Source organism: Pseudomonas sp. PME37.24/006 (genome assembly GCF_055556635.1).
This window is the reverse complement of record NZ_JBVHNL010000003.1, coordinates 704,685-729,255: the sequence shown is the minus strand read 5'-3', so window position 1 is coordinate 729,255 and position 24,571 is coordinate 704,685. Positions and strand designations below refer to the sequence as shown.

The following is a 24,571-nucleotide window of genomic DNA, read 5'->3' as shown; positions in this document are numbered from 1 at the left end:
GCTTAGCATCCAGCCCATCAAACCCGTGGAATGAGGTCGGTATGTTCAGGGCAATGGCAGGTCAGGTGGCATTGATCAGCGGTGCTGGTAGCGAGAGCGGCATCGGCATGGCCATTGCGCGCAGGCTCGGGGCGGCCGGCGTTAAGCTGATCGTCACCGCCAGCAGCGCGCGCATCGCCGAGCGTGTAGCCGAGCTGCGCGCCGCGGGCTTCGAGGCCGAGGGCTGCGCAGTCGACCTCACCGACGAAGCGCAGACGCAGGCGTTCGCAGACTGGGCGGAGGCGCTCTGGGGGCGCATCGACATCCTGGTCAACAACGCCGGCATGGCCATGCAGGGCAGCCCCGAGCCGTTCGTCGAGGTGTCGAAGATGAGCCTCGACGTTTGGAACCTGTCGATCTCGCGCAACCTGACTTCCGCATTTCTGCTCACCCGCGCCGTGCTGCCGGGCATGCAGCAGCGCCAATATGGCCGTGTCGTACACGTCAGCTCGGTGACTGGCACGCGGGTTGGCAATCCGGGGGAGGCCGGCTACAGCGCGGCCAAGGCCGGAATGCTCGGTTTGAACCGGTCACTGGCGCTGGAAGTGGCCGGCCAGGGAATCACCGTCAATTCGGTAGCGCCGGGGTGGATCACTACCGCCGCCACCCAGCCTGAAGAACAGCGCGCTGCGGCCTATGTGCCCGTGGGCCGCGCCGGCTATCCCGAAGAAGTCGCCGCCGCAGTGGCCTTCCTGGCCTCACCGGAGGCGAGCTACATCACTGGTGAGTCGCTGGTGATCGATGGCGGCAACAGCCTGATCGAGAACAAGGCGCCCTGAGCGCAACCCATCGTCAACCGGCTTACCAAGCCGAGGAGTGAAGCTGATGCTGCCCGTCGTTCTGATTACCGGTGCCCTGGGCGGTATCGGCCAGGCCATGTGCGAGCGTTTCAATGCAGGCGGCTGGCAGGTCTTCGGCACCGATCTGGACGCCACTGCGCTCGCCGCGCTGCAGGCCGAAGGCAAGCTGACCGGCGCCCGTGCTGCCGATATTCGTCAGCCGAGCGCCTGCAAGGAGGTGGTCGCGGCGCTGCTCGCCAGCATCGGCCGGCTGGACGCACTGGTGAACTGCGCCGGTGTGTGGCGTGAAGGCCCGGTGGAATCGTTCAGCGAAGAGGATTTCGACATCGTGCTGGACGTCAACCTCAAGGCCACCTTCTTCATGTGTTCGGCCAGCATCCCGGCGCTGCGCGAGAGCAAGGGCGCCATCGTCAACATCTCCAGCGACGCTGGCCGGCAGGGCAATCGCAACGCTGCCGCCTACTGCGCGAGCAAAGGCGCGGTGACCCTCATGACCAAGGCGCTGGCGCTGGATCTGGCGCCGTCCGGCGTGCGCTGCAACAGCGTGTCGCCGGGCGATGTGCAAACCCCGATGCTGCAGTTCCAGGCCCAGCGTTACGGCAATGGCGACCAACAAGCGTACTACCAGAATCTGCTGGCCAAGTATCCGCAAGGCGAAGCGGCGCGTTTCATCCAGCCCGGCGAAGTGGCCGATCTGGCGTATTTCCTCTGTCAGAGCAGCGCGCGATCCATCACCGGCGCCGACATGGCAATCGACTGCGGTGTATCTGCCGGCAACTGAGCGTTACGGCGACCCGTTCATACAACATCAGGAGCATTCTTCATGTTCAACAGTGGAATCAGCGAGTCGGCGGTCGCAACCTTCGTGGCCGGTGAACGCCAGCGTTTTCTGCAGCGCAACCCGAAGTCCGTCGAGTTGGCCAAGCGTGCCCGCAAGTCGTTGTTCGGCGGTGTACCGATGCACTGGATGAGTGACTGGTCGATGCCCAGCTCGCTGTTCGTCAGCCGTGCCAAGGGCGCGCGTTTCTATGATGTCGACGGCCACGAGTACATCGACTTCTGCCTGGGCGACACCGGCAGCATGTTTGGCCATTCGCCTGACCCGATTGCCCAGGCCATCGCCGAGCAGGGCGCCAACGGCCTGACCACCATGTTGCCGGGTGAGGACGCCGTGATCGCTGGCGAGCTGCTTGCCGAGCGCTTCGGCCTGCCGTTCTGGCAGGTGGCGACCACCGCCACCGACGCCAACCGTTACGTGATCCGCTGGGCCCGGGCGATCACCGGGCGCAAGGTGCTGCTGGTATTCGACGGCTGCTACCACGGCACCGTCGACGACGTGATGGTGCGCTGCAAGGAAGGCCGCACCGTGCACCGTGGCGGCCTGATCGGCCAGGCACGCAACCTGGCCAAGACCAGCCGCGCCGTGCCGTTCAACGATGTTGCCGCGCTGGAGGCCGCGCTCGCTCAAGGTGATGTCGCGGCGATTCTCTGCGAGCCGGCTATGACCAATATCGGCATGGTGCTGCCCGAGCCGGGCTTCATGGAGAAGGTTCGCGAGCTGAGCAAGCAGTACGGCAGCCTGCTGATCATCGACGAAACCCACACCATCTCCACCGGCCCCGGCGGCTGCACCCGCGCCTGGAACCTCAAGCCGGACTTCATCACCCTCGGCAAGCCCATCGCCGGTGGCGTGCCGTGCTCGGTGTACGGTTGCAGCCACGAGATGGCACAGGCCATGCGCCTCGCCCAGCAACACGCCAGTGAAACCAGCCACGGCCATGGCCACAGTGGCATGGGCACCACGCTGTCGGCCAACGCCCTGGCCATGCGCTGCATGCGCGTGAATCTGGAAGAGGTGATGACGCCAGCGGCCTACGAGCACATGCTGCCGCTGGCTGCACGCCTGGCCGGCGGCTTGCGTCAGCTGATCGGCAAGCACGGGCTGAACTGGTCGGTGACCGAGTTGGGGGCGCGCTGCGAATTCCAGTTCTGCGCCACGGCGCCAAAGACCGGTGCCGAAGCCGAAGCCGCTTTCCATGACAGCCTGCAGATGGCCTTGCACCTGTACCTGATCAACCGTGGCATCCTCATCACACCGTTCCACAACATGACCCTGTGCTGCCCGGATACCAGCACCGCCGACGTCGACAAGCTGCTCGCCACCCTCGATGCAGGGCTGACCGAGCTGCTGGCAATTCCCGGTGCCCGTGCGTGACCTGTGATGTCGATTGACCGCCGCGATCCTCCTGCCACGCCCTGAAGGCGGGCAGGGGATTACAGCGGTGTTTTCTGTAATTTTTACGAGAGCTGACCATGCAATTCGCCGATATCCAGGAAGCCCGCGACTTTCTCGCCGCCCACCCCGAGGTGCGCAGCATCGAGCTGATGCTCATCGATGCCAATGGCGTGCCGCGTGGCAAGCTGCTGCACCGTGATGAGCTGCTGGCGATCTATGAACATGGCCGGCCGCTGCCCAGTTCGATTCTGGCCCTGACCATTCAGGGTGAAGACGTCGAAACCACTGGCCTGGTCTGGGAAGTGGCCGATGCCGACTGCTGGACATACCCGCTGCCCGGCAGCCTGACCCTGCAGCCCTGGCGTAGCTCGCCCACTGGGCAAGTGCAGGTGAGCATGCACCCGACCCAGGGCTTGCCCGCCACGCCGGCCGACCCTCGACATGCCTTGGTGCGAGTGATCGAACGCCTCAAGGCCGACGGCTTTTACCCGGTGATGGCCGTGGAGCTGGAGTTCTACCTGCTGGACAAGCAGCGCGACGCCACGGGCCGCCCGCAACCGGCGCTGCAGAGCAATGGCGTGCGACCTCAGGCGCCGCAGGTGTATGGCGTGTACGAGCTGGAGCAGTTGCAGCCGTTCCTCGACGACCTGTATGCCGCTTGCGACGTGCAGGGCCTACCGGTGCGCACGGCGATTTCCGAGTACGCGCCTGGCCAGGTCGAGTTGACCCTGGAGCATCGCTTCGATGCACTGCAGGCCATCGACGAGGGCATTCGCTACAAGCGCCTGGTCAAGGGTGTCGCCAACAAGCACGGGCTGCAGGCCTGTTTCATGGCCAAGCCGTTCGGCGATCTGGCCGGCAGTGGCCTGCACATGCACGTCAGTCTGGCCGATGAGCAGGGCAACAACCTCTACGCCAGCGAAGACCCACAAGGCACGCCGCTGCTGCGCCATTCCATCGGCGGCATGATGGCCACGCTGCTCGATTCCCTGGCGATCTTCTGCCCCAACGCCAACTCGTTCCGCCGCTTCCAGGCCAACAGCTATGCACCGCTGGCCAAGAGCTGGGGCGTGAACAACCGCACCGTGTCGTTTCGCGTGCCGGGTGGCCCGGCCAACAGCCGCCATATCGAGCACCGCATCTGTGGCGCTGACGCCAACCCTTATCTGGCGGCGGCGGCGATTCTCGCCGGCATCCACCTTGGCATCCGCGAGCAGATCGACCCGGGCGCAGCCATCGTCGGCAATGGTTACGAACAGACCACCGAGTTCCTGCCGACCGATTGGCTCACTGCGCTGCGTGCCCTGGAGCAATCGAGCTGGGCCAGAGAGGCGTTGGGCGAGGCGTTCCTCAAGGTGTTTCTGGCGATCAAGCAAACCGAGTACCGCCAGTTCATGGCCGAGGTCGGCGAGCAGGATTGGCGTTGGTATCTGCACCACGCTTGAGTGGCATAGCTAGGCAGCAGCGCCGCTAGCCCGGACAGCAGCGCGCGGCTCGCTGCCTAGATTTGGACTAAGCGAAATACCTCTTCACGCAGTATGATGGCGTATAGCTATGTCATGCCCGGCGACTATGGTGCGCTGGCATGACGCTGCGCATCGTCGGGAGAGGGCATGGGCACGGATCAGCTGAGCAAAGCGCAACTCAAGGAGCTGGTGCGACGGGTCATCGTCGCCCAGGGCAATGCCTTCATCAAGGAACTGCTGCGTGGGACCAGCGTCCGCATCGGCGCGACCAAGGAAGACTTCGCCGCCAATCTGGATGCCGCCATCGATGCCGACGAGCTGACCCAGGAAGGCCTGGAGGCATGGCTGGCGGAAGTCGAAGGCTGGGGCGATCAACACCTTTATCTGATTCAGCCGCCGCAGGTCGAGATCGGCGCGCTGGCCGCCGGTATCGCCGCCAGCCCCCATGCCGCTCTGCTGCAGGCGAGTGCCAGCCTGGATTTCCCCGAGGCGCTGGCGCTCAAGCACATCGGCTTGGGGGAGGGCGGTCTATCGCTGGTCTGGCATCAGGGCAAGGCCGGCTGGAACCGCTGGAAGCCCAAGGATTTCGCCATCGAGGAAGGGCTGGAGCGTTACCGCTTCGACGCCTACCGCCAGCGTCTGGATCGCAGCGTGGTGCGCTACGAATGGCGCTTCGGCGATCCCTATTGCGCGGTCCTCATTCACCGTAACCCCGAGATCGATCACAAGGCCGTCTTCAAGGATGTGCGCACGACCCTCTCGGCCATCGGCTGCCCGGATGCCGCTGCGTTGCCGATCCCTCTCGACCAGGCGGTGAAAGTGGCGGCGATGAAGGGCAAGGGCGTGCACTCCACCCGCTTCGAGCTCGACGGCGGCTATGTGGAAATGGCCTCGACCCTCGCAGAAGGCGGCATCGACGCCGTGGAGCCGGTGCGTGTGGTGCTGCAGGCTGTGGACACCGGCCAGTTCGACAGGGCGCAGGGCATGCTGCATTTTGCCGCCGAAGAGCATGGCACCAGCCGCCGTATCGCCGTTCAGGTTTATGGGCGCGAGGCGCGGTTGCGGATCTGGGCGCAGTGCAAGCGCGAGGACATCGTGCGTATCGTCGAGCTGCTCTGGGAGTACAACAACGCGCCATGAGCCCGTCATCACATGACCGCTGGCAAGCGGAAATCGACCGGCGCCTGGAGCAGGGCGTCGAGCTGGAATTCACACTGGAACAGTTCGCTGGGGTAGTCGGTGCCCAGGACAGCGACACAGCACTGCAGGCCTTCCTCGACAACCTGGTCGCATCCACGGCAGCACGCAGAATCGATTCCTACCGCTGCCCCTTACGCGGCTGCGACAGGGTGCTGCCGCCCGGCGGCCAGCCTACGTCATGCCCTTACTGTCACACCGACTATCTGCAGGAAGGCTGTGAGGTCATCGCTGAACATTTCTACCGTCTTGTGGGCGAAACCAGTCGAGATATCCGCTGGGTGATCGTTATCCATGGCATGAACAGCCGCGCCAAATGGCAGGAAGAGTTCAGTTGGGAAATCGCCAATCGGCTCAGTTACTCCGCTCCCGTGCTCATCTACAAATACGGTTGGGCGACCATCGACGTGTTCACCCGCTGGCTGCACCGCCGCCTCGCCCGGCGGCTGGGCGAACGCATGAGGATTGCCATCCGCCAGGCGGAGAAAAGCGGCCTGCCGACCGCGCCCGACATCATCGCCCACAGCTTTGGCACATTGCTGCTGTCGCGTGTGCTGGCGGATGCGGATTTCGCCGACCTGAAATTCGGCCGCATCATCACCGCGGCGAGCATCGTGCGCCCGGATTTCGACTGGGATCGGCTTGTCGCAGAAGGCCGCGTGGAAGCGGTGCTGAACCATGTCGGCGGCCAGGATGGTGCGGTGCCCTACGCGCAATACGCCATTCCCGGCGCGGGCCCCGGGGGGGTGTCGGGTTACGACGCAAAGACCGTTCTCAATGTGCGCACAGACACCTATCCCCACTCGGGCTTCTTCATCCCGGAAAATTTGCGTGTGCTGATATCGCGTGAGGGCCTGTGGCATGGCTTTCTGACTCGGCCGCTGGCGCACTTTCGCCCGCCTGGCAGCTTCGTACCCGAAGCACGCTGGCGCCCGGCGCCGTTGCCGGCACGCATCCCTACACGTTTGCTGGCGTATACGGTGTTCTGTCTACTGGCGCCGTTGTCGTGGTTGCGTCGGCGCCTCGATCCTTGAGGCGTTCCGTTTAAACGAGCCTCCACGCCGGGGCGCATGCAGGCACCCTGGCGTTTGCAGCGGAGCAGAGCGCCGCAGTATCAGTTGCTCGGTCGCTGCTTGGTCGAGTCCAGCTCGGCCTTGCTGGCGGTGGTGATCTCGGTGATTTGCGCGGACTTGGCGATCGCATAATCGAAGGTGTCCTGCATCTTGGCGATGGCTTCGGTCGGCGTTCCTTTCAGCCCGCCACTGGCTGCCCAGTCCAGGTTCCAGACCCCGGACAGATCATCTGCCCCGGCTACGTCGTGGGTTTCGATGGCGGTGAATACGTCTGGATGGCGCTGCATGTACTTGGCCGCCTCGACCACATCGCTGGGCACTTTGCCCGATGTATCGTTGGCCAGTTGCGAAACTTCCTGTTTGGTAATCGCACCTTTGCCGTTCTGGCGCATGTAATCGGCGAGGGTTTTGCTGGACTTGGCGATGTCCAACTTCGCATCGAATACCGAAGTCGACGAACTCGGAGTATTCGGGTTACCGCCAGTAGGTGAAACGGTAGTAGACATCGACCTGCTCCCTCAGTGGATTGATGACACGTGGCAGCGATACTGCCTTCGCCACGGACGTTATCAGCAAGCAAATGGCCACTGCGCATCGCCTTCACAGCAATTCGCAAACGCCTGAAAATTTCACAGCGTTTCACAGTGAGCTGGGTTTCCAGGAAGCCAAGCTGACGCACCGCTAGTGGCGATGCGTGCTTGATCTTGAAGCTGTTGCGGCTAGAGGCGCGGTGCGCTTTTCACGGTTGAAAGCGCTCTTTCTATCGCCTCGTGTGGGGTTGAGGCGAGGGGCTGCTCGACGTGGTTGTACTTGCTGTTGTCCAGGATCAGCACCTGGGCTGTCTGGGCCAGCTTGTCGACGTCATAACCCAGGTCGATACATGCACCCAAAACGGCCAACATGGCCTGTTCCAGCACCATCTCACTATGCGTAGCCATATCTGCACCTCGGCGGTGGCCTGTAGCCGGCCGGAAGAAAGATCAAGCGAATGTGCTGCTACTGATGAGGTATGACTACGCAGCAACCAGAAGGATTCAGCTCATGTTGGCGCGCAGCGCAGTTGGCCGATGAAATGTCATCTGGGCGACGAGCAGATTGCGAGATGGCTCGTTTCGACAAACGTGCTCCAGAGGCATAGCAGTTTTGTTTGAAAGGTTCTGAAGCGACAGTTGATGGGGCTTTAGGGGCTGATTTCAGTCATAACCTTCATTCTTGAACGGCAGCCAGGCTCATCAAAGCAGCCATGCCGGCGGCTGGCTGAACTTCGAGTTCGTCACGAAGGTGCTGAACTAAAGCACGGGCTGCAGGCGTTATGCTGCGGTGGGGATTGGTGAGCGTATACAGCACTGCCGCTTTCGGGTGTTCGGCTGGGCAGGCATGTTGCAGGCGCCCGGCTCGTAGATCGTCGATGCAACTGTGCAGCGGTACGCAGGCCAGGCCTAGGCCGGCACGGGCGGCGTCGAGCATCGACTGGTAATCGTGTAAGCATAGCGCTGCCCTGTCCAGCGCCTTCTCCCCATCTACCAATAGCCAGGGCCGTAGGCCCGTGGAGGATCGGGTGGTAAGAAGATCCATATCGCTCAGCCCATCCAATCGGTTGGGGTTACCAAGGTTACCCACCTTCTCGGGGCTGCCCACAATCACCATTTCCAGGCGTGCTATGGCCCTCGACACGATGTCGGTGCTATCGCCAGGCACCTCATGGAGGCTGAGCGATATATCCAGGTGATTGTTCGCCAGTTCAGTTTCACCATCGGCCTCACTCAGGTAGAACTCGACATTTGGATACCGATCTCTGAACGTGCGCAGGCAGGAATAGAACCAGGGCGACAATACTCTGGGCGCGGATAGATGAACGGGGCCACGTGGTGGGCCATTGGCATCCCTGGCGATCTCCTCGACCGCTTTGGCAGCGTCAAGCATATCCAGCGCATGACAATAAATGCGTGAGCCGATCGGGGTGAGATGAAGAGCTCGTGGCTTGCGGATCAGTAGTTGCACGTCCATGCGCTTTTCGAGCTGGATGATTCGCCTGCTCAAATTGGATTTGGCGACTCCGGTACGCTGTGCGGCGGCAGAAAAACTACCCGCCTCCACCACATGAACCAGCCAGTACAGATCGGCCAGGTTGGCGGCGCGTAGCGAATATCGGGGGGGCGGCATTTGGGACGACGTGTGGTCGTATATGGGACGCTGCATCATGTCTATCCACGAGGCTTTGCGTTATCTTATCGCGCTCCTGATGTTAGGCCTTTTGTTACGCCGGACAGCGCTTTTGCTCGCAAGGATAATCGCGTTGATCTATTACCGGTCGTCGGCCGAACCCATGACGTTAATTGGGCTGGAGTGATGCAGAACAATTTCAACAATGCACCGCATATTTTGCTGATAGACGATTCGCCCGAGGAAATACGGGGGTTGGTCGTCGTGCTGCGTCAGCAAGCCTGGCAGTTGTCCATGGCCAGCGACGCCCGTCAGGGCTACCAGCGTGCCCTGTCGCTAAAGCCCGACCTGATTTTGCTCGACGTCCGCATGCCGGGTATGGATGGGTTTACCCTCTGCCGCTTGTTGCGCGAGGCGCCTGCAACCTGCCGCGTTCCCATCATATTCCTGACCTCCTCCGCAGCTGTGGAGGAGCGACTCGAGGGGTTGTCATTGGGGAGCGTCGATTACGTCTTGAAAGGCTGCGACCCTCAGGAAGTTCTGGCACGCATCCGAATCCACCTGCAACTGGCATGGCGTGAAACGGCGCCCGAGCAAACCCAGCTTCCCGCAGAGCCGGGCAGTGATGACCAGGTTTCGTTGCGTGTGGCCATGCGCTTGATCGCTCAGCACCTCGATGATATGCCTTCCTTGGCAGAGCTTGCCCGCAAGACGGGTACCCACGAAAAGCGGCTTTCGAGCATTTTTCGCGAGCATCTGGGCTGTACGGTGTTCGCCTACATTCGCGAAGCCCGGTTGCGGCGTGGCCAGGAACTGCTGGCCGAGAGTGCGATGGATATTCAGGACATTGCCGATCAGGTCGGGTTTCGCAGCGCCTGCAATTTCACTACGGCATTTCGAGAGCGCGTGGGCATGACGCCAAGCCAGTATCGCCAGCAAGCCCATAACAAGGGTTCGTCGCAGCGAACTGATGCGGACTAGTCATTATGCAAGGCTCATCCCAGTACGATGATCGCTATGGCTCATCCGATGCGGCACCGTGCTCACCTCTTCGCTCCTGTGTGGGCATGAGCAGGGTTTGGCTCAGTGCTTTGCTGCTGGTGCTCATGTGGCTTTGCAGTCCTCTGGTATGGGCCGTCGACGCCTGCCAGGCTGCGCGTGTGGATTTGGCACCACAGATACAGATGCTCGAGGATTCCGACGCCAGGCTCGATGCCTTGCAGGTTTCCCAGCTGCCCGCCTCGAAATTCAGCCCGGCATCGCCTGAGCTGCTTGGGCAGGAGTACAGCCATTCAGCCTTTTGGCTACGCTTCGAGGTCGAGAATCGAGATACGCGAATCTGCCAGCGTTGGTTGACCGTCGGCGAACCGCGGCTGCACGACATTCAGTTGCATGTGTTGCGCGGTGCCAGTTGGCAAACGCAAGTTGCCGGTGCGGCGTATCCGCTCGAGCAATGGCCGCTAGCCGAGCGCCAGCCGGTGTTCGAGCTGGTGCTCGAACCAGGTGAACGCGCTCAGGTACTGGTAAGGGTCACCACGCCCACGCTGCTGCTGTTGCACCCGGTTCTGTGGAGTGAAACCGCTCTGCTTAAAGACAGACAGCGGGTTTCGCTGGGTGACGGTATCACCCTCGGTATCGTGCTGTTGGTGGTGCCTTTCAGTCTGGTCGTCGGCTGGATCGTGCGCTCTCGGTTGCTGGCGGTTCACGCGGCAACCGTATTCAGTTACGTCACGGTGACCTGGGTCGCCAGTGGCTATCTGATTACCTGGCCTGCTCTGATGCCCTGGAGTCTGCCGATATGGTCGCTGTTGAGCGTACTGTCTTTTCTGTTTTTCCTGGCTTACGCCCGCGAACTGTTACAGGTTCGCCGCCTGCCTGCGCGTTGGGGCAGGCTCTACGATCTGATCCTGCTGCTATTCATCTGTGCGTGCCTCTGGGGCCTTCTGGTCGATTCGGCCCAGGGGCGACCGCTTGCTGAGTGGTGCACGCGGGTCGCCGCTTATCTGCTGCTGCCTGCGACACTGTTTACGGCCTGGCGAAGAGGCCTGCCGCTCAGCTGGATGGCCTGGGCAGTGCCTGGTTTCATGCTGCTGCAGTTCCTGGTGCGCTATGTCCTGCAACTCGACCAGTTGCCCTGGCAGGCCCGCGGCAGTGTGTTGAGCTTGTCCTCGACGTTGCCGGGGGTGGCGATACTGGTCTGCACGCTGATCACCGAAGTCAGCCGTAGCCGGCGAAGGGAAAAGCGCGCACTGACCGCCCTGGAGCGCCAGCAAAAGGCCGAGCAGGAAAGGCTGGAGAGTACCGTCGCCTTGCGCACCAGCCAGCTGCGCGAGTCGCTGCGTGCCCGCAGTACGCTGATGGCGCGAATCAGCCATGACCTGCGCTCCCCGCTGGTGAGCATCATCGATTACGCGCGCCTCGTTCAGGCAGGTGTCGCACGTGATGATTTTCCCCACAAAATCGAACGCAATGCTCGGCAACAGCTGGAGCTGATCGACGAGTTGCTGGAGTTTTCCCGCAGCGAGCTGCAGCAGTTGGAGTTGACGCTGGCGCCAGGTTATCTCTACGGCTTCCTGCGCGAGCTGGAAGAAGAGGTGGCCTTTCTGGCTGCACGGCAGAACAACCGGCTCGAGTGCCGTTTTGCCGCTGATCTACCCGCATTGGTGCGGGCGGATTTTCGCCGCTTGCGCCAGGTATTACTCAACTTGCTGGGTAATGCCGCGAAATTCACCCACGACGGCTGGATTCGCTTTGAAGTCGATGCCAGTGCCGAAGCGGACGGGCGGGTGCGACTGAGCCTCAAGATCAGTGACAGCGGCATCGGGATCGATCCTCATGCAGGAGAGCAGTTGCTCAAGCCATTCCAGCGTGGCCGAGGTGTCGAATCCTATGACGGCAGTGGGCTTGGGCTGTCCATCGTCACTCAGTTGCTGCTCCATATGGGCAGTGAACTGAAGCTGGAACGGCTGGAGCCACGGGGCAGTTGTTTCGCGTTCGAGCTGGTGTTGGAGCCGGCCGGTGAAGATGAGTTGGAAAGCAGCTTCATCGACGAGCATGGCATCGACGTAGAGGGCAATGGCCGGCGTGTGCTGCTGGTCGATGACTTGCAGCAGAATCGTGAGTGGTTGTGCGATTTGCTGTCCGGTTACGGGTTCGATGTGGACTGCGCCGAGAACGGTCTTCAGGCGCTCGAATGGTTGCAGCGCGACACGCCCGATCTGCTCGTCACCGATCAGCGCATGCCGGGTATGGACGGCTGGGAGCTGCTGCATACCCTGCGCTTGAGCTGGCCCGATTTGCCAGTGCTGCTGTATTCGGCGGCGCCCGCGTTGCGCCCGGCAGGCATGTCAGCGCAACTGCGTTTCGATGCCACGTTGCTCAAACCGGCATCGAGCCGGGATCTGATGGCCTGCATCGATACCCTCAGCCGAAGCGGCGCACAGCGGCAGGGGCCAGCATGATGAGGCTCAGACGAACCTTGCCGCACCTGCTGGGCCTGATGTCGCCGTTCGCGGTATGGGCACAAACTGCCGCCCTGCAACTCGATGAAATCAATGTCAGCGCTCGTCATCGTGAAGAACGTGTGCAGGAGGTACCGATCAGTCTCGTTGTGGTTGAGGGAGCGCAGTTTGGCGGGGCCGGCCTGGATACTATGAATGCGCTGGCTGCGCGCATTCCCGGGTTGACGCTCAGCGCTCCCAACCCTCGCTATGCCGCCTACGGAATCCGTGGGCTGGGGTCGAGCTCCGCTAACGACGGGCTCGATGGCAGCGTGGCGGTATTCTCGGACGGCGTTTATCTCGGTCGCCAGGGCATGTCCCTGCAGGATCTTGGCGATATAGAGCGGGTCGAAGTGCTGCGCGGCCCGCAGGGCACGTTGTATGGAAAGAACGCCACGGCAGGCGCGATCAATATCCTCAGCCGGGCACCCAGCTTCGTCAGCGAGGGGAGTGCCGAGGTGAGCATGGGCCAGGACGGCCTGCGCCAATACCGTGCGAGCCTGTCAGGCCCGCTAATCGATGAAGTGCTGGCTGGCAGGTTGAGCCTCTACGACGCTGCGCGCGACGGCGCCATCGAGAATCGCTATAGCGGCCGTGCAGTAGCAGGTGAAGACAGGCAGGGCGGGCGAGGGCAGTTACTGTGGGAGCCCAACGAGTTCTTCAGTGCTCGGTTGATCGGTGAGTATGCCGTGCAGGATGAGAGCGCAGTGCTGGTTGCCAGCAACCTGAGTGCGGTGACTCGTCAGCGTGCCGCCTTTGTCGGGTATTCGCCGCCTCCTGTAGACCCCTACGCCCGCCGCATCGATCACGATGAACCCAACCGCCTGGAGACCCGGCAACGCGGTCTGACGCTGCTACTCGACAACCATCTCGATCACGACATAACCCTGAGCAGCATCTCGGGCTATCGGGATTGGGCCTATGACAGCAAGAGCGACGCCGACAGTATGGCGCTGTCGATAGCTCGTTCGGCCGTGGATATCGACCATCGCCAGTTCAGCCAGGAACTACGCCTTGCGCAGACGCTCGATGAAAAGTTCGATTATGTGCTGGGTCTCTACTACCTGCGGCAACGCTTTCAGCGCCAGAGTGATGTGCGATTTGGCCCTGATGCCGCGGCATTCTTTCTTGGCGACCGTGCGGAACTGACGTCGCTTGGCGTAACCCCTGGCATGGTGCCGTCGACCTTGCTGCAAGGCGCCCATCAGGATATTCGCGGGGAGCAGAAAAGCGACAGTCAGGCGGTGTTCGGGCAATTCACCTGGAGCCCCACTGAGCGACTCGCCATCACGCCGGGGCTGCGTTACACCCGCGAGCGCAAACGCGGACGTATTACCCGGTCCGTCGATGGCCTGGCTCCGCTCGGCAGCGATCTGGTGTCGCAGCTCGGTGGCACGCTGCTGCGCGATGTTGCGCTGGGCGGCCAGTACCTGCGCCGCAACAGCATCGAGGAACATAACCTTTCCGGGCAGTTAGCGATCAGCTATCAATTGACCGATGCGGTTACTGGCTATGCCAACTGGTCGCGAGGCTACAAGGCCGGCGGCATCAACCTCGAGGTGACGGGGCCGCGGGTGCCACCTACATTCGGCCCGGAGCGGGCTACCTCGATGGAGGTTGGCTTCAAAAGCCGCTGGTGGCAGGAGCGGCTGCTCGTCGACATGGCGTTCTACCAAACGGACGTCGACGACTACCAGGCATTGAGCAACAGCAAGGCGGTCGATGATCTGTCACCGCCACTGCGCGACAGCCTTATCAACGTGGGCAAGGTACGCCTGCGCGGTGTGGAGCTCGATAGTCGAGTGCTGTTGAGTGGCCATTGGCAGTGGCATCTTGCTGCCGCCTTGAGCGATGCACGCTACCGCTCGTTCGAGAACGCGCCCTGCGCGCCGCAAAGCGCAGCATTGTCGTGTGATCTTTCGGGCAAGCGGCTGTTCAATGCCCCGCAGTGGAGCGCGGCAACTGGCTTGAATTACCAACGACCATTGGCGCTCGGCTTGGCGTTGTTTGGGGCGCTGGATTACAGCTGGCGCAGTGGTTCATACGGGGTTCTGGAACGAGGTGCTGGCAGTTATCAGCCTGCCTACGGGCTGACCGATCTGCGTATCGGCATAGGCCGTATCGATCAGCAGTGGGCACTCGAGCTATGGGCTAAAAACCTGTTCGACCAGGATTATGCCAGTGCGGTGTACGCCACCCTGGGCTCTGGAGATTACGGTGTTTTACCGGGCCCGCAGCGCAGTCTCGGCATGACCTGGCGAGCTCAGTACTAGCGCTGTTCGCGATTCATTCGGGCGCCTTCTCAGGCTGCACAGCCGCGTACCTGCGTTCGCTTCGAGGTGGCCGGTTCGCCGCTCTCATTCGGCCTGCTTTGCAAAATAATCACGGATATCCGCTGCGGCAAAAGTCCCATCCGGTTGGGCAAAATTTGATCGTTCATGGCGTGAGTAGACTCCGCGGGCTCTTCATCCATCGGCTTGACCCGATGGTTGGTTTCCCAAATTTCATGGAGTTGTACGATGCCAGTTCCTCACAAGGATTCCGTTCGCGCGGGCAAGCATCTGCTGTATTGCGCCGTCGTTCTGGCGGGTTCCAGTGCTGCCCCGCTGGTGTTTGCGCAGGCTGTGCCCGACGCAGGGCAGTTACTTAACGAGCACCAGCAGACCCAACCTTCCGAACCTCGCTCCACTCAGCCGCCAGCTGCCTTCGAACTGCCATCGGGTACCAACCAGCCAGGGGACTCCGGCCTTCGGGTGCAGCTCAAGGCAATCCGCTTCAGCGGAGATACCGCGCTGGCCGAAGCCGAGAATCTGCAAGAGCTGATCAAACCCGTTCTGGGCAAGACCCTCGACCATGCCGGTCTTCAGCAACTTGTAGACAGCCTTACTCGCTATCTTCGTGGCCGCGGCTATGTACTGGCTCGCGCTTATCTGCCGCGTCAGGACCTCACCGAAGGCCAGCTGGAGATCGCCCTGGTCAAGGGCCGCCTGCAGTCCGGGGCCTCGCGCATCGAAATGAGCGGCGCTACCCGCAGCAGCCACGAGCGTTTGCATGGGATCGCCGACAGCGCCCTTGCCGAAGGCGAGGTGTTGCGCGTCGAAGATCTGGAGCGGGCGTTGTTGCTGATCAACGATCAGCCGGGCATCAGTGCCCAGTCGGCGCTGGAACGCGGCATCGAGCCCGGTACCAGTCGCCTGTTGATAAATGCCAAACAGGGCCCGCTGCTCAATGGTGGCGTGTCGACTGACAACTATGGCAATCGCAGCACCGGCACGGCGCGCGCCAATGCACAGTTGAGCTTCAACGATCCGCTGGGCATTGGTGATCAACTGAATATCGGCGTCAGCAAAAGCACTGGTAGCGATATTGTCGGTGGCTCCTACAGCCTGCCGCTGGCCGCTTCCGGGCTGCGCCTGAATGCCGCGGGCTCTTACCTGCGTTATGACGTCGATCAGGAGCAATTCCGCCCCCTCGATCTGCGCGGTACTGCGCGCAGCGGTTCGCTGGGCTTGAGCTACCCGCTGATTCGCTCGCGACTGGAGAATCTCAATCTCGCGGCGACCTATGAGTACAAGGCGCTGGAGGATCATGCACTGGGTACCAACCTGCGCGATCGGGAATTGAACAACATCGTGCTGGCCATGAGTGGCAACCGTTTTGACGGCTTTGCCGGCGGCGGTGTGACCGATGCCATGCTGGCCTTGACGCTGGGTGAGCTCGACCTGTCCGGCAACCGTGACGACCAGTTCGCCGACAGCGTGAGCGCTGAGAGCGATGGCAGCTTCCATAAGCTGAACCTGCGCGTGTCGCGCTTGCAGAGCCTGGGTGCCGCGAGCCCGTGGACGTTGTTCGGCGGCATTTCAGCTCAGTGGGCCAGTGACAACCTCGACTCTTCCGAGAAATTCCTGCTGGGTGGCCCGGCCGGCGTACGTGCTTATCCGGTCGGCGAAGCCTCTGCGGATCATGGTTGGCTGGCCACCCTCGAACTGCGCCGCAACCTCGATCTGAACCTGCCTGGCGTGACGCTGCAGGGGCTCGGATTCTTCGACACCGGCCGTGTCTGGCTGCACGAGAACCCCTGGCCTGGCTCGATCAACAATGCTGGCGACACCAACCGCTACGACCTGCATGCCGTGGGCATAGGCGCCAACCTGTGGGCGGGTGATTTCAGTGTCCGTACCGCTGTCGCGCGCACGCTCGATAACAACCCAGGTCGTGGTTTGTCCGGCCTGGATGCAGACAGCCGTGCCAGCGACTGGCGCGCCTGGATTCAAGCCTCGTACGCATTCTGATCAAGTCATTGCGGTTATTTAAGAATTTTAGGAGCACATCATGAAGCGGGCTTCGTTGAACCATCTTTACCGTCTGGTCTGGAGCGATGCCGATCAGGCATTCGTCGCTGTAGCAGAACATTCCACCTCACGCGGCAAGCGCGGCGGCGCCATCGGTTTCCTCGCCGCTGTCGGTCTGCTGGGCAGCGGCATGGCCCTGGCGGCCGACCTTCCGACTGGAGGAGCCATCGTCGGTGGCAGCGGTAATATTTCTCAGAACGGTAGCCATATGGTTATCGATCAGCACAGTGGCAAGCTGGTTACCAACTGGAATAGCTTCGATATCGGCAGCGATGCCAGTGTCACGTTCCACCAGCCTGGCGTCGACAGCATTGCCCTGAACCGCGTGATCGGTGGCGGTAATGCCAGCCAGATCCTTGGCAAGCTCGATGCCAATGGCCAGGTGTGGCTGCTCAACCCGAACGGCGTGGTGATCGGCAAGGGCGCCGAGGTCAACGTCGGTGGGCTGGTTGCCTCTTCGCTGCAGATCAGCGACCAGGATTTCCTCGCAGGTAAAACCACCTTGAACGGCGGTGCCGGTGCGGGCGCAGTGCTCAACCAGGGCACCATCAATGCAGCGAAAGGTGGCGTGGTTGCTTTGGTCGGCCCCCAGGTTGGCAACAGCGGGACGATCCAGACACCGGGTGGCAGCACGCTAATGGCGGCTGGCGACAAGGTGACACTGGACTTCCAGGGCGACGGCCTGGTCGGTGTCAACATTGAGCGTGGTGTGCTCGATGCTCTGGTTAAAAACGAAGGTCACATCAGCGCCGACGGCGGCCTGGTCGCGTTGAGTGCGCGATCGGCTGATGCTGCCTTGAACAGCGTGATCAACAACACCGGGATCATCGAAGCCAACGGCCTGGTGGAGCGTGGTGGGCGCATTCTTCTGGATGGTGATGCCGAGGGTGGCCTCACGCAAATCGCAGGTACGCTCGACGCTTCCTCCGTGCATGGCAAGGGCGGCGACATCGTCGTGACGGGCGAGCGTATCGCCATTGCCGATGCGCAGCTGGATGCCAGCGGCGCGGCAGGTGGCGGCACGATCAAGGTCGGTGGCGGCTGGCAGGGCAAGGATGCCAGCGTGGCCAATGCCTCGCAGGTGACGGTCGAGCGCAGCGTGAAGGTCAAAGCCGACGCGACCCAGGCCGGTGATGGCGGCACGGTGGTGTTCTGGTCGGACGGTGACAACCGTTTCGCGGGCGACATCTCGATCCGTGGTGGTGAGCAGGCAGGTAACGGCGGCAAGGCTGAAGTGTCTGGCAAGCAAACGCTTCAGTATGCGGGCAAGACCGACGCGCGTGCAGCCAAGGGGCGTACGGGTGATCTGTTGCTCGATCCGACCACCATCATCGTTTCCGGTGGCAGCGGCACCAGTGGCGACTGGTCGAACGGCAGCGGTGCCGTGACGGTGTACGAGAAGACGCTGGAGGAGCAGACGGCCAACGTGCTGATGCAGGCCACTAACAGCATCCAGTTCGCGGATCTGAATCTCAATGGCGGCGATGGCACCATCAGCATGCAGGAAGACGTGAGCTTCCGTGCAGAAGTTATTCGCGATGCAGTAACCGGGTCTGGTAACCGGGGTGATATAAAATTTGATAACAACCAGAACGGTCTCGTTGTATCAGGGACTGGAAGTATTTATTTTCAGTCCGGTGGTGTTGGGACCGGTTCTATCAGCAACGTATTCAACCTCACCGCACTAGGTCAGGGTGTTAATCCGTCGATTGCAGATATTCCCTCTCACAACGTGGCTGTGATCGGTAGCGGTACGCCTGGAGCAGGTAGTATCACTTTGCTGGGCGCAGATGGTTTAACGGTTGGCGGCGCGATTTCTACCAATGGTGGGTATGTACGCCTTTCTGGTGACTCGGATGTCGGCGGACAGGGGCATTTCACCCTGAACACACCTATCAATACCGAGGGTGGCAATTTATATATCTCCTTTGGTTCAGGTAACAACGGTAGTGCGACACTGTTGGGTGATATGGTCTTGGGTAATGGCCGCCTGTACTTTGGTGATGCCATTAACGCAGCAGGCGGCCAAGGTTTGGGTGCCTCTACAGGTAACAAGATTCTCGGTGGTCTCCTCAGCCTCAGTGGCGACGTGAACTTCAGTACACCCCTGACAATGAAGGGGGGCGCTTCCGTTTACACCGACGGCGCAATCAACTTCACCAGCACGGTCAATCTGGACACTGGCACTGACCTGCTGACCCTGCGCGCCAACAACGTCGACTTCAGCCAGGCGACCTTGCAGAACCTGTCCACGGCAAGTATTCGCCTGGAGCCCTACGACGCGACGACCAATATCCAGCTGGACAGCAGCAGCGGTAACGCTGGTGGCGGCATCTTCCTAGATGCGAGCGCGCCCGCGACCGATATCAGCAAACTGGTGGGAATCAAGAACCTCACCATCGGCCGTGCCGACGGTACGGGTACCACGACCGTTGAAGCTTCCGGCTTTGGCTTCAGCGCCAACAACAACCTGACGCTGCTCAACGGTGATATCCAGATCGATGGCGCGCTGCGCAACACTGACGCCAGCGGACACATCATCGCCCAGGCTGGCACCGGCGATATCGTCATCGGCAGCGGCGGCACAGTCACCGCTCAGGGCAGCGGCGACGCCGTCGTATTGGTCGCCGAGCGTAACCTCGTCAACAACGCGGGCGCCAACGCGCTGGTTACCGACAACGGCCGCTGGCTCACCTATTCCAGCAGTCCTCTGGACGATACGCGTGGCGGCCTGGATGTCGCTTTCAAACAGTACGCCGCGCAGTATGGCGATACGGTGCTGGGCAGCGGCAATGGACACCTGTACAGCTATGCACCGAAGGTGAAGGTTGAGCTGCAGGGAGAGGTTCGCAAGACCTATGACGGCGACACCGCCGCGACCGTCAACAATGCAAACTTCGACATGAGCGGCGCAATCGATGGCGACACCATCGACGTGCTCTCGTTTGGTAATGCCTATTACACCGACAAGAATGCCGGCGCCGGAAAGGGCGTAACGGTAGACGACGTCGAGGTTTCCGAGGCGACCAATGGAAACGTCAAGGTGTACGGCTACCAGGTCGACGCCTCCAGCGTAAGTGGTGATGTGGGGCAGATCGACCGCAAAACCCTAACCGCGACCGCCGACGTAGCCAACAAAACCTACGACGGCACTACCACTGCTGACCTGAGCAATATCTCGCTTATCGGCATCGTCGACGGTGATGAAAGCAAAGTGAACACCAGTGGTAGCACCGGCGCCTTTATCGACAAGAACGCAGGCCAGGACAAATCGGTTACCGGCTCGGGCATCGCGCTGACCGGCGATGAGGCGAACAACTATGCATTCGATACCGATGCGCAAATCGGCACCGCCGACATCGACCGCAAAACCCTGACTGCGACCGCCGACGTAGCCAACAAAACCTACGACGGCACCACGGTTGCTGACCTGAGCAATATCTCGCTTATCGGCATCGTCGACGGTGATGAAAGCAAAGTGAACACCAGTGGTAGCACCGGCGCCTTTATCGACAAGAACGCAGGTCAGGACAAATCGGTTACCGGCTCGGGCATCGCCCTGACCGGCGACGAGGCGAACAACTACGCATTCGACACCGATGCACAAATCGGCACCGCCGATATCGACCGTAAAACCCTGACCGCGACCGCTGACGTAGCCAACAAAACTTACGACGGCACTACGGTTGCTGACCTGAGCAATATCTCGCTGATCGGCATCGTTGACGGTGATGAAAGCAAGGTGAGCACCAGTGGCACCGGCGCCTTTATCGACAAGAACGCAGGTCAGGACAAATCGGTTACCGGCTCGGGCATCGCCCTGACCGGCGACGAGGCGAACAACTACGCGTTCGATACCGATGCGCAAATCGGCACCGCCGACATCGACCGCAAAACCCTGACCGCAACCGCCGATGTGGCCAACAAAACCTACGACGGCACCACGGTTGCTGATCTGAGCAATATCTCGCTGATCGGCATCGTCGACGGTGATGAAAGCAAGGTGAACACCAGTGGTAGCACCGGCGCCTTTATCGACAAGAACGCAGGTCAGGACAAATCGGTTACCGGCTCGGGCATCGCCCTGACCGGCGATGAGGCGAACAACTACGCATTCGACACCGATGCGCAAATCGGCACCGCCGACATCGACCGCAAAACCCTGACCGCAACCGCCGATGTGGCCAACAAAACCTACGACGGCAGCACGGTTGCTGACCTGAGCAATATCTCGTTGGTTGGTATCGTCGATGGTGATCAAGGCAAAGTCACCGGCAGTGGCGACAAAGGTCAGTTTATCGACAAGAACGCGGGCCAGGACAAATCGGTGACCGGCTCGGGCATCGCCCTGACCGGCGACGAGGCGAACAACTACGCATTCGACACCGATGCACAGATCGGCACCGCTGATATCGACCGCAAGACCCTGACCGCAAACGCCGACGTAGCCAACAAAACCTACGACGGCACCACGGTTGCTGACCTGAGCAATATCTCGCTGATCGGCATCGTCGATGGCGACCAGGGCAAGGTCACCGGCAGTGGCGACAAGGGCGCGTTCATCGACAAGAATGCGGGGCAGGACAAATCGGTTACCGGCTCGGGCATCGCCCTGACCGGCGATGAGGCGAACAACTACGCATTCGACACCGATGCGCAGATCGGCACCGCCGATATCGACCGTAAGGTGGTGACTGTCAGGGTTGATATTGCCGACAAGCCGTACGACGGCAGTAGCACGGCCATCATCCGGGATATCACTGTTGACGGTATCGTTGTCGGCGATGCTGTCGGTGCAACGGGGAACGCTGCGTTTGAAACACCGACGGCGGGCCAAGGGAAAACTGTAAGCGTTACCGGTTTGCAACTGCAGGGTGGTGACGCATCCAACTATCTGTTGGCTGACCAGCCAGTGATCGGCATCGCCAGCATTCAGCCGCCATTCTTCACGCCAGTTGGTTTGATCAATGCACCAGAGGGCGTCAACGGCACTGGCGTAGCGGTTAAGCGGCCTGATAATCAGGTGATCGTGGAGGGCCAAGCCACTGTTCAGCCGATTCTGTCTACGGCGCTGTTCAGCGATACGCCCAGCCTGGCAACGACCCCAGCGAACATCGGCATGGGTGACGCGTTGGTTCTTCAGGATGCTGTGCTAACCGGTAACGGCAGGATGAGCCTGGCGCTGCTCGATGGTCGCTCAGAGCCCGCAGTGCGTAAAAGTCTGGCAATTTATCGAACCCGTTCGGGTGAGCCGCTAAGTGCAGAAGGTCAGTACGCTGCGACTGACATGGGCAACAGCATCACGCTGGAACTGGCCGATAACGGAAGCCGCCAGGCGCCTGTGTTGCAACGCTCTGGCTCCAGGTCGGTGGAGGGGGTCGTCACGTTGGCCAATGGGCAGCTGTTGAACCTTCAGGTAACGGTACTGAGCGATGGTGTGCTGATGGTTCAAGTGCCGCTTATGGCCAGCGATATCCCTAGCGATGAGCTTGCTGCATACGGTCTTGCGGTAGCCAAGAAACGCTTGGGAACCAGCGTTCGCAGTATTGAAACCGTCGTGGTCGAGCACGCGTTGAGGCAGGCCAAGGTAGTGGCGGTGAAGTCGATGGAGGTGGTTAGCCGCTAAAGCACTGCCCTGATGCCCTCACCAAAGGCATCTCGTACCTAATACAAAACCCCTGCACTTAGCCAAAAGTCAGGGGTTTTGTATTTTTGGGACAGTTCATTGGGCTAAATACGGGCCGAGTATTTCCGGCGTATCGCAGGTGGCGAAGCGGCATTCGCATTCGGAGAGGGAGCAAATATGCGGGGATGGTGCAGTCAACCTCAAAACATTTGACTCTGTAGTCGCTACAGCCTTTATGTTGGTCTCCATTATTCGGTAGCAGCGCTAGTTGTTGCCTATCGTGGCCAGCAATACGGGATGTGTATGAACCACCTACGGTCTAGCGTTTGGTCTCTGTTGCTCACTGCCTGGCTATTGGCGCTGCTCGCTACGCTGGCGGTGCTGTTCGTTGGTGAGGTCATGGGGCAGGCTCCCTGCAACCTGTGTTGGTTTCAGCGTGCTTTCATGTTTCCGCTCGTGGTCATCCTGGGGGTCGCCTGTTACCTGTCCGATGCCGGTGTTTGGCGTTACGCCCTGCCTGTCGCTGTCGCGGGCTTGCTGGTCTCGCTGTACCACAACCTGTTGTATTTCCGAGTCATTCCCGAAGCCATCAAGCCCTGCGGCATGGGCCCGTCTTGCTCTGGCGCCGACATGACGGTACTCGGCAGTTTGCCGCTGCCTTTGCTTTCCCTTGGGGTGTTCAGTTTGATCGCTGTTCTACTTTTGCTCGTTCGCCGGAGGTCAGTTGCATGAGTCGCCGTCTGTTGGTCGTTGCCGTTATCGTCCTTGCTGTCATTGGCTTCGCTGTTGCGGGGTTTCTCTATCCGAGAGAGGGAGCACCTGCCTACCAGCCAGTTCCGGCTGATACAGCCGCCACCGAGGCACCGCGTGCTGCGAACCTGGTGCGGTTTCATTCACCGAGCTTCGGTCCTGCCAATGCGAGCGTGACAGTCGTCGAGTTTTTCGACCCCTCATGCGAGGCGTGCAGGGCCTTCTATCCAATCGTCAAACAGATGATGGACAAGCACCCAGGGGATATCAGGCTGGTTCTGCGCTATGTGCTCAACCATAAGGGCTCGGAAGAAACCGCACGGATCATCGAAGCGGCGAGAAAGCAGGATCTGTTCATTCCGGTGATCGAAGCAGTGCTGGATTCCCAGCCTGCCTGGCATGACGATCCTCAGGTCGCTGCCGCCTGGGACGCAGCAGAGCGTACCGGGCTGGATGTGCCGAAAGCACGTGAGGACATGATGTCGGCCGACATTAACGCCGCGCTGGAGAAGGATACTGCTGACGCCCAGCGCCTGGGCGTACGCGGCACGCCGACGTTCTTCGTGAATGGCCGCCCGCTCACCCAGTTCGGTGCTCAGCAGCTTTACGACCTGATCAGAAGTGAGCTTGACGAGAACCCTCGATAATTACCTTTGGGTTATGGCGAGAAGATGTTCGCTTTTCTCCAGAACAGCGGACTCATTGCAGGGCCAGGGAGTTTTCAAGATGGATTTTCTGAATAACCGTTTTCCGCCTGTGCTGGTCGCCTGTGTATTTGCACTGTTGATGTGGCTAAGTTCGGCGTACGCGTTTGGCCAGCCTTCAGCGGTACGGCTGGTTATCGCCTTGCCATTCTTGCTGCTGGGTATGGGTGTTTGTTTGGCGGGTGTTAGCAGCTTTCGTCGAGCACGCACCACCGTCAACCCGCTGGTACCGCAGGAGGTTACCAGCCTGGTCAGCACCGGCATCTATCGGCACAGCCGCAACCCGATGTATCTGGGCTTTGCCGTTGTGCTGCTGTCGTGGGCGATGGTGCTTGGCACGCCACAAGCGGTCATCGGCGTGGTCGGGTTCATCGCTTACATCAACCGCTTTCAGATCGCTGCGGAGGAACGTGCCTTGTCGGAGCGCTTCGGGGCGTCTTTTACGAGTTATCAGGCCCAGGTGCGGCGCTGGATTTAGCACAAGAAGTCTTGCACAAATGCCCAGCGCGTGGGCAGCTCCGCGAACCGGCTGAAGGGTTAGATTTATTTTTGCTGCAGCTATGAACCTCCGTTTTTGAAAGCGGGCCGGGTGAGGGCGACAACCTCAACCTAAGCGAAAAGAGGCAGGACATCCCAGGCCAGCAGGCCGTCTTTGCTGTCGCGAA

Annotated in this window: 17 protein-coding genes; 14 read left to right on the top strand and 3 right to left on the bottom strand. The window is 60.9% G+C overall.

The annotated features are described in order from the left end of the window. Positions 1-41 precede the first annotated feature (41 nt). The 6 genes from ACZ3GY_RS14405 to ACZ3GY_RS14380 all read left to right on the top strand — a co-directional run bounded on the left by ACZ3GY_RS14405 (position 42) and on the right by ACZ3GY_RS14380 (position 6,772). The gene (locus ACZ3GY_RS14405) at positions 42-818 is read left to right on the top strand and encodes an SDR family NAD(P)-dependent oxidoreductase (RefSeq protein ID WP_465910662.1); all 777 of its coding nucleotides are present in this window, start codon (positions 42-44) and stop codon (positions 816-818) included. A 46-nt stretch (positions 819-864) separates the two neighbouring features. Beyond that, on the top strand, positions 865-1,620 hold the full coding sequence (locus tag ACZ3GY_RS14400) for an SDR family NAD(P)-dependent oxidoreductase (protein ID WP_465910661.1): 756 nt from the start codon (positions 865-867) through the stop codon (positions 1,618-1,620). Between the two features lie 42 nt (positions 1,621-1,662). Continuing rightward, positions 1,663-3,054, top strand: coding sequence for an aspartate aminotransferase family protein (locus tag ACZ3GY_RS14395; protein WP_465910659.1), 1,392 nt, complete (start codon positions 1,663-1,665; stop codon positions 3,052-3,054). Between the two features lie 98 nt (positions 3,055-3,152). Continuing rightward, a complete protein-coding gene (locus ACZ3GY_RS14390; RefSeq protein WP_465910658.1) occupies positions 3,153-4,520 on the top strand; it encodes a glutamine synthetase family protein in 1,368 nt (455 codons plus the stop codon). Between the two features lie 168 nt (positions 4,521-4,688). Continuing rightward, positions 4,689-5,681, top strand: coding sequence for a hypothetical protein (locus ACZ3GY_RS14385; protein ID WP_465910657.1), 993 nt, complete (start codon positions 4,689-4,691; stop codon positions 5,679-5,681). After that, positions 5,678-6,772: a hypothetical protein gene (locus ACZ3GY_RS14380; RefSeq protein ID WP_465910656.1), complete on the top strand. Its 1,095-nt coding sequence runs from the start codon at positions 5,678-5,680 to the stop codon at positions 6,770-6,772. Before ACZ3GY_RS14385 ends, ACZ3GY_RS14380 begins: the two co-directional genes overlap by 4 nt. 80 nt (positions 6,773-6,852) lie before the next feature. Here ACZ3GY_RS14380 and ACZ3GY_RS14375 read toward each other — a convergent pair whose 3' ends face one another. The 3 genes from ACZ3GY_RS14375 to ACZ3GY_RS14365 form a co-directional block, all read right to left on the bottom strand. Further along, positions 6,853-7,317 carry a hypothetical protein gene (locus ACZ3GY_RS14375; protein ID WP_465911057.1) on the bottom strand — a complete coding sequence of 155 codons (465 nt, stop codon included), beginning with the start codon at positions 7,315-7,317 and terminating at the stop codon, positions 6,853-6,855. Between the two features lie 213 nt (positions 7,318-7,530). Then, positions 7,531-7,749, bottom strand: a complete 219-nt coding sequence (locus ACZ3GY_RS14370; RefSeq protein WP_225839170.1) for a hypothetical protein — start codon at positions 7,747-7,749, stop codon at positions 7,531-7,533. A 268-nt stretch (positions 7,750-8,017) separates the two neighbouring features. Next, complete coding sequence (locus ACZ3GY_RS14365) at positions 8,018-9,013, bottom strand: LysR family transcriptional regulator (RefSeq protein ID WP_465910654.1); 996 nt, start codon at positions 9,011-9,013, stop codon at positions 8,018-8,020. Positions 9,014-9,160: 147 nt separating this feature from the next. Between ACZ3GY_RS14365 and ACZ3GY_RS14360 the strand changes: the two genes are divergently transcribed. From ACZ3GY_RS14360 to ACZ3GY_RS14325, 8 genes are all read left to right on the top strand, one after another. After that, positions 9,161-9,955: a response regulator transcription factor gene (locus tag ACZ3GY_RS14360; RefSeq protein WP_463566099.1), complete on the top strand. Its 795-nt coding sequence runs from the start codon at positions 9,161-9,163 to the stop codon at positions 9,953-9,955. A gap of 86 nt (positions 9,956-10,041) precedes the next feature. Then, positions 10,042-12,435 (top strand): hybrid sensor histidine kinase/response regulator, encoded by a 2,394-nt coding sequence (locus ACZ3GY_RS14355; protein ID WP_465910653.1) that lies wholly within the window; start codon positions 10,042-10,044, stop codon positions 12,433-12,435. Continuing rightward, a complete protein-coding gene (locus ACZ3GY_RS14350) occupies positions 12,432-14,747 on the top strand; it encodes a TonB-dependent receptor (protein WP_465910652.1) in 2,316 nt (771 codons plus the stop codon). The genes ACZ3GY_RS14355 and ACZ3GY_RS14350 overlap by 4 nt, the downstream gene beginning before the upstream one ends. 246 nt (positions 14,748-14,993) lie before the next feature. Next, a complete protein-coding gene (locus ACZ3GY_RS14345) occupies positions 14,994-16,766 on the top strand; it encodes a ShlB/FhaC/HecB family hemolysin secretion/activation protein (RefSeq protein WP_465910650.1) in 1,773 nt (590 codons plus the stop codon). Between the two features lie 40 nt (positions 16,767-16,806). Then, positions 16,807-22,452: a YDG domain-containing protein gene (locus ACZ3GY_RS14340; RefSeq protein WP_465910649.1), complete on the top strand. Its 5,646-nt coding sequence runs from the start codon at positions 16,807-16,809 to the stop codon at positions 22,450-22,452. Between the two features lie 303 nt (positions 22,453-22,755). Further along, positions 22,756-23,184: a disulfide bond formation protein B gene (locus ACZ3GY_RS14335; RefSeq protein ID WP_465910647.1), complete on the top strand. Its 429-nt coding sequence runs from the start codon at positions 22,756-22,758 to the stop codon at positions 23,182-23,184. Further along, the gene (locus ACZ3GY_RS14330) at positions 23,181-23,849 is read left to right on the top strand and encodes a DsbA family protein (protein WP_465910645.1); all 669 of its coding nucleotides are present in this window, start codon (positions 23,181-23,183) and stop codon (positions 23,847-23,849) included. The genes ACZ3GY_RS14335 and ACZ3GY_RS14330 overlap by 4 nt, the downstream gene beginning before the upstream one ends. 79 nt (positions 23,850-23,928) lie before the next feature. After that, complete coding sequence (locus ACZ3GY_RS14325; RefSeq protein WP_465911051.1) at positions 23,929-24,384, top strand: methyltransferase family protein; 456 nt, start codon at positions 23,929-23,931, stop codon at positions 24,382-24,384. The last annotated feature ends 187 nt before the right edge of the window (positions 24,385-24,571 follow it).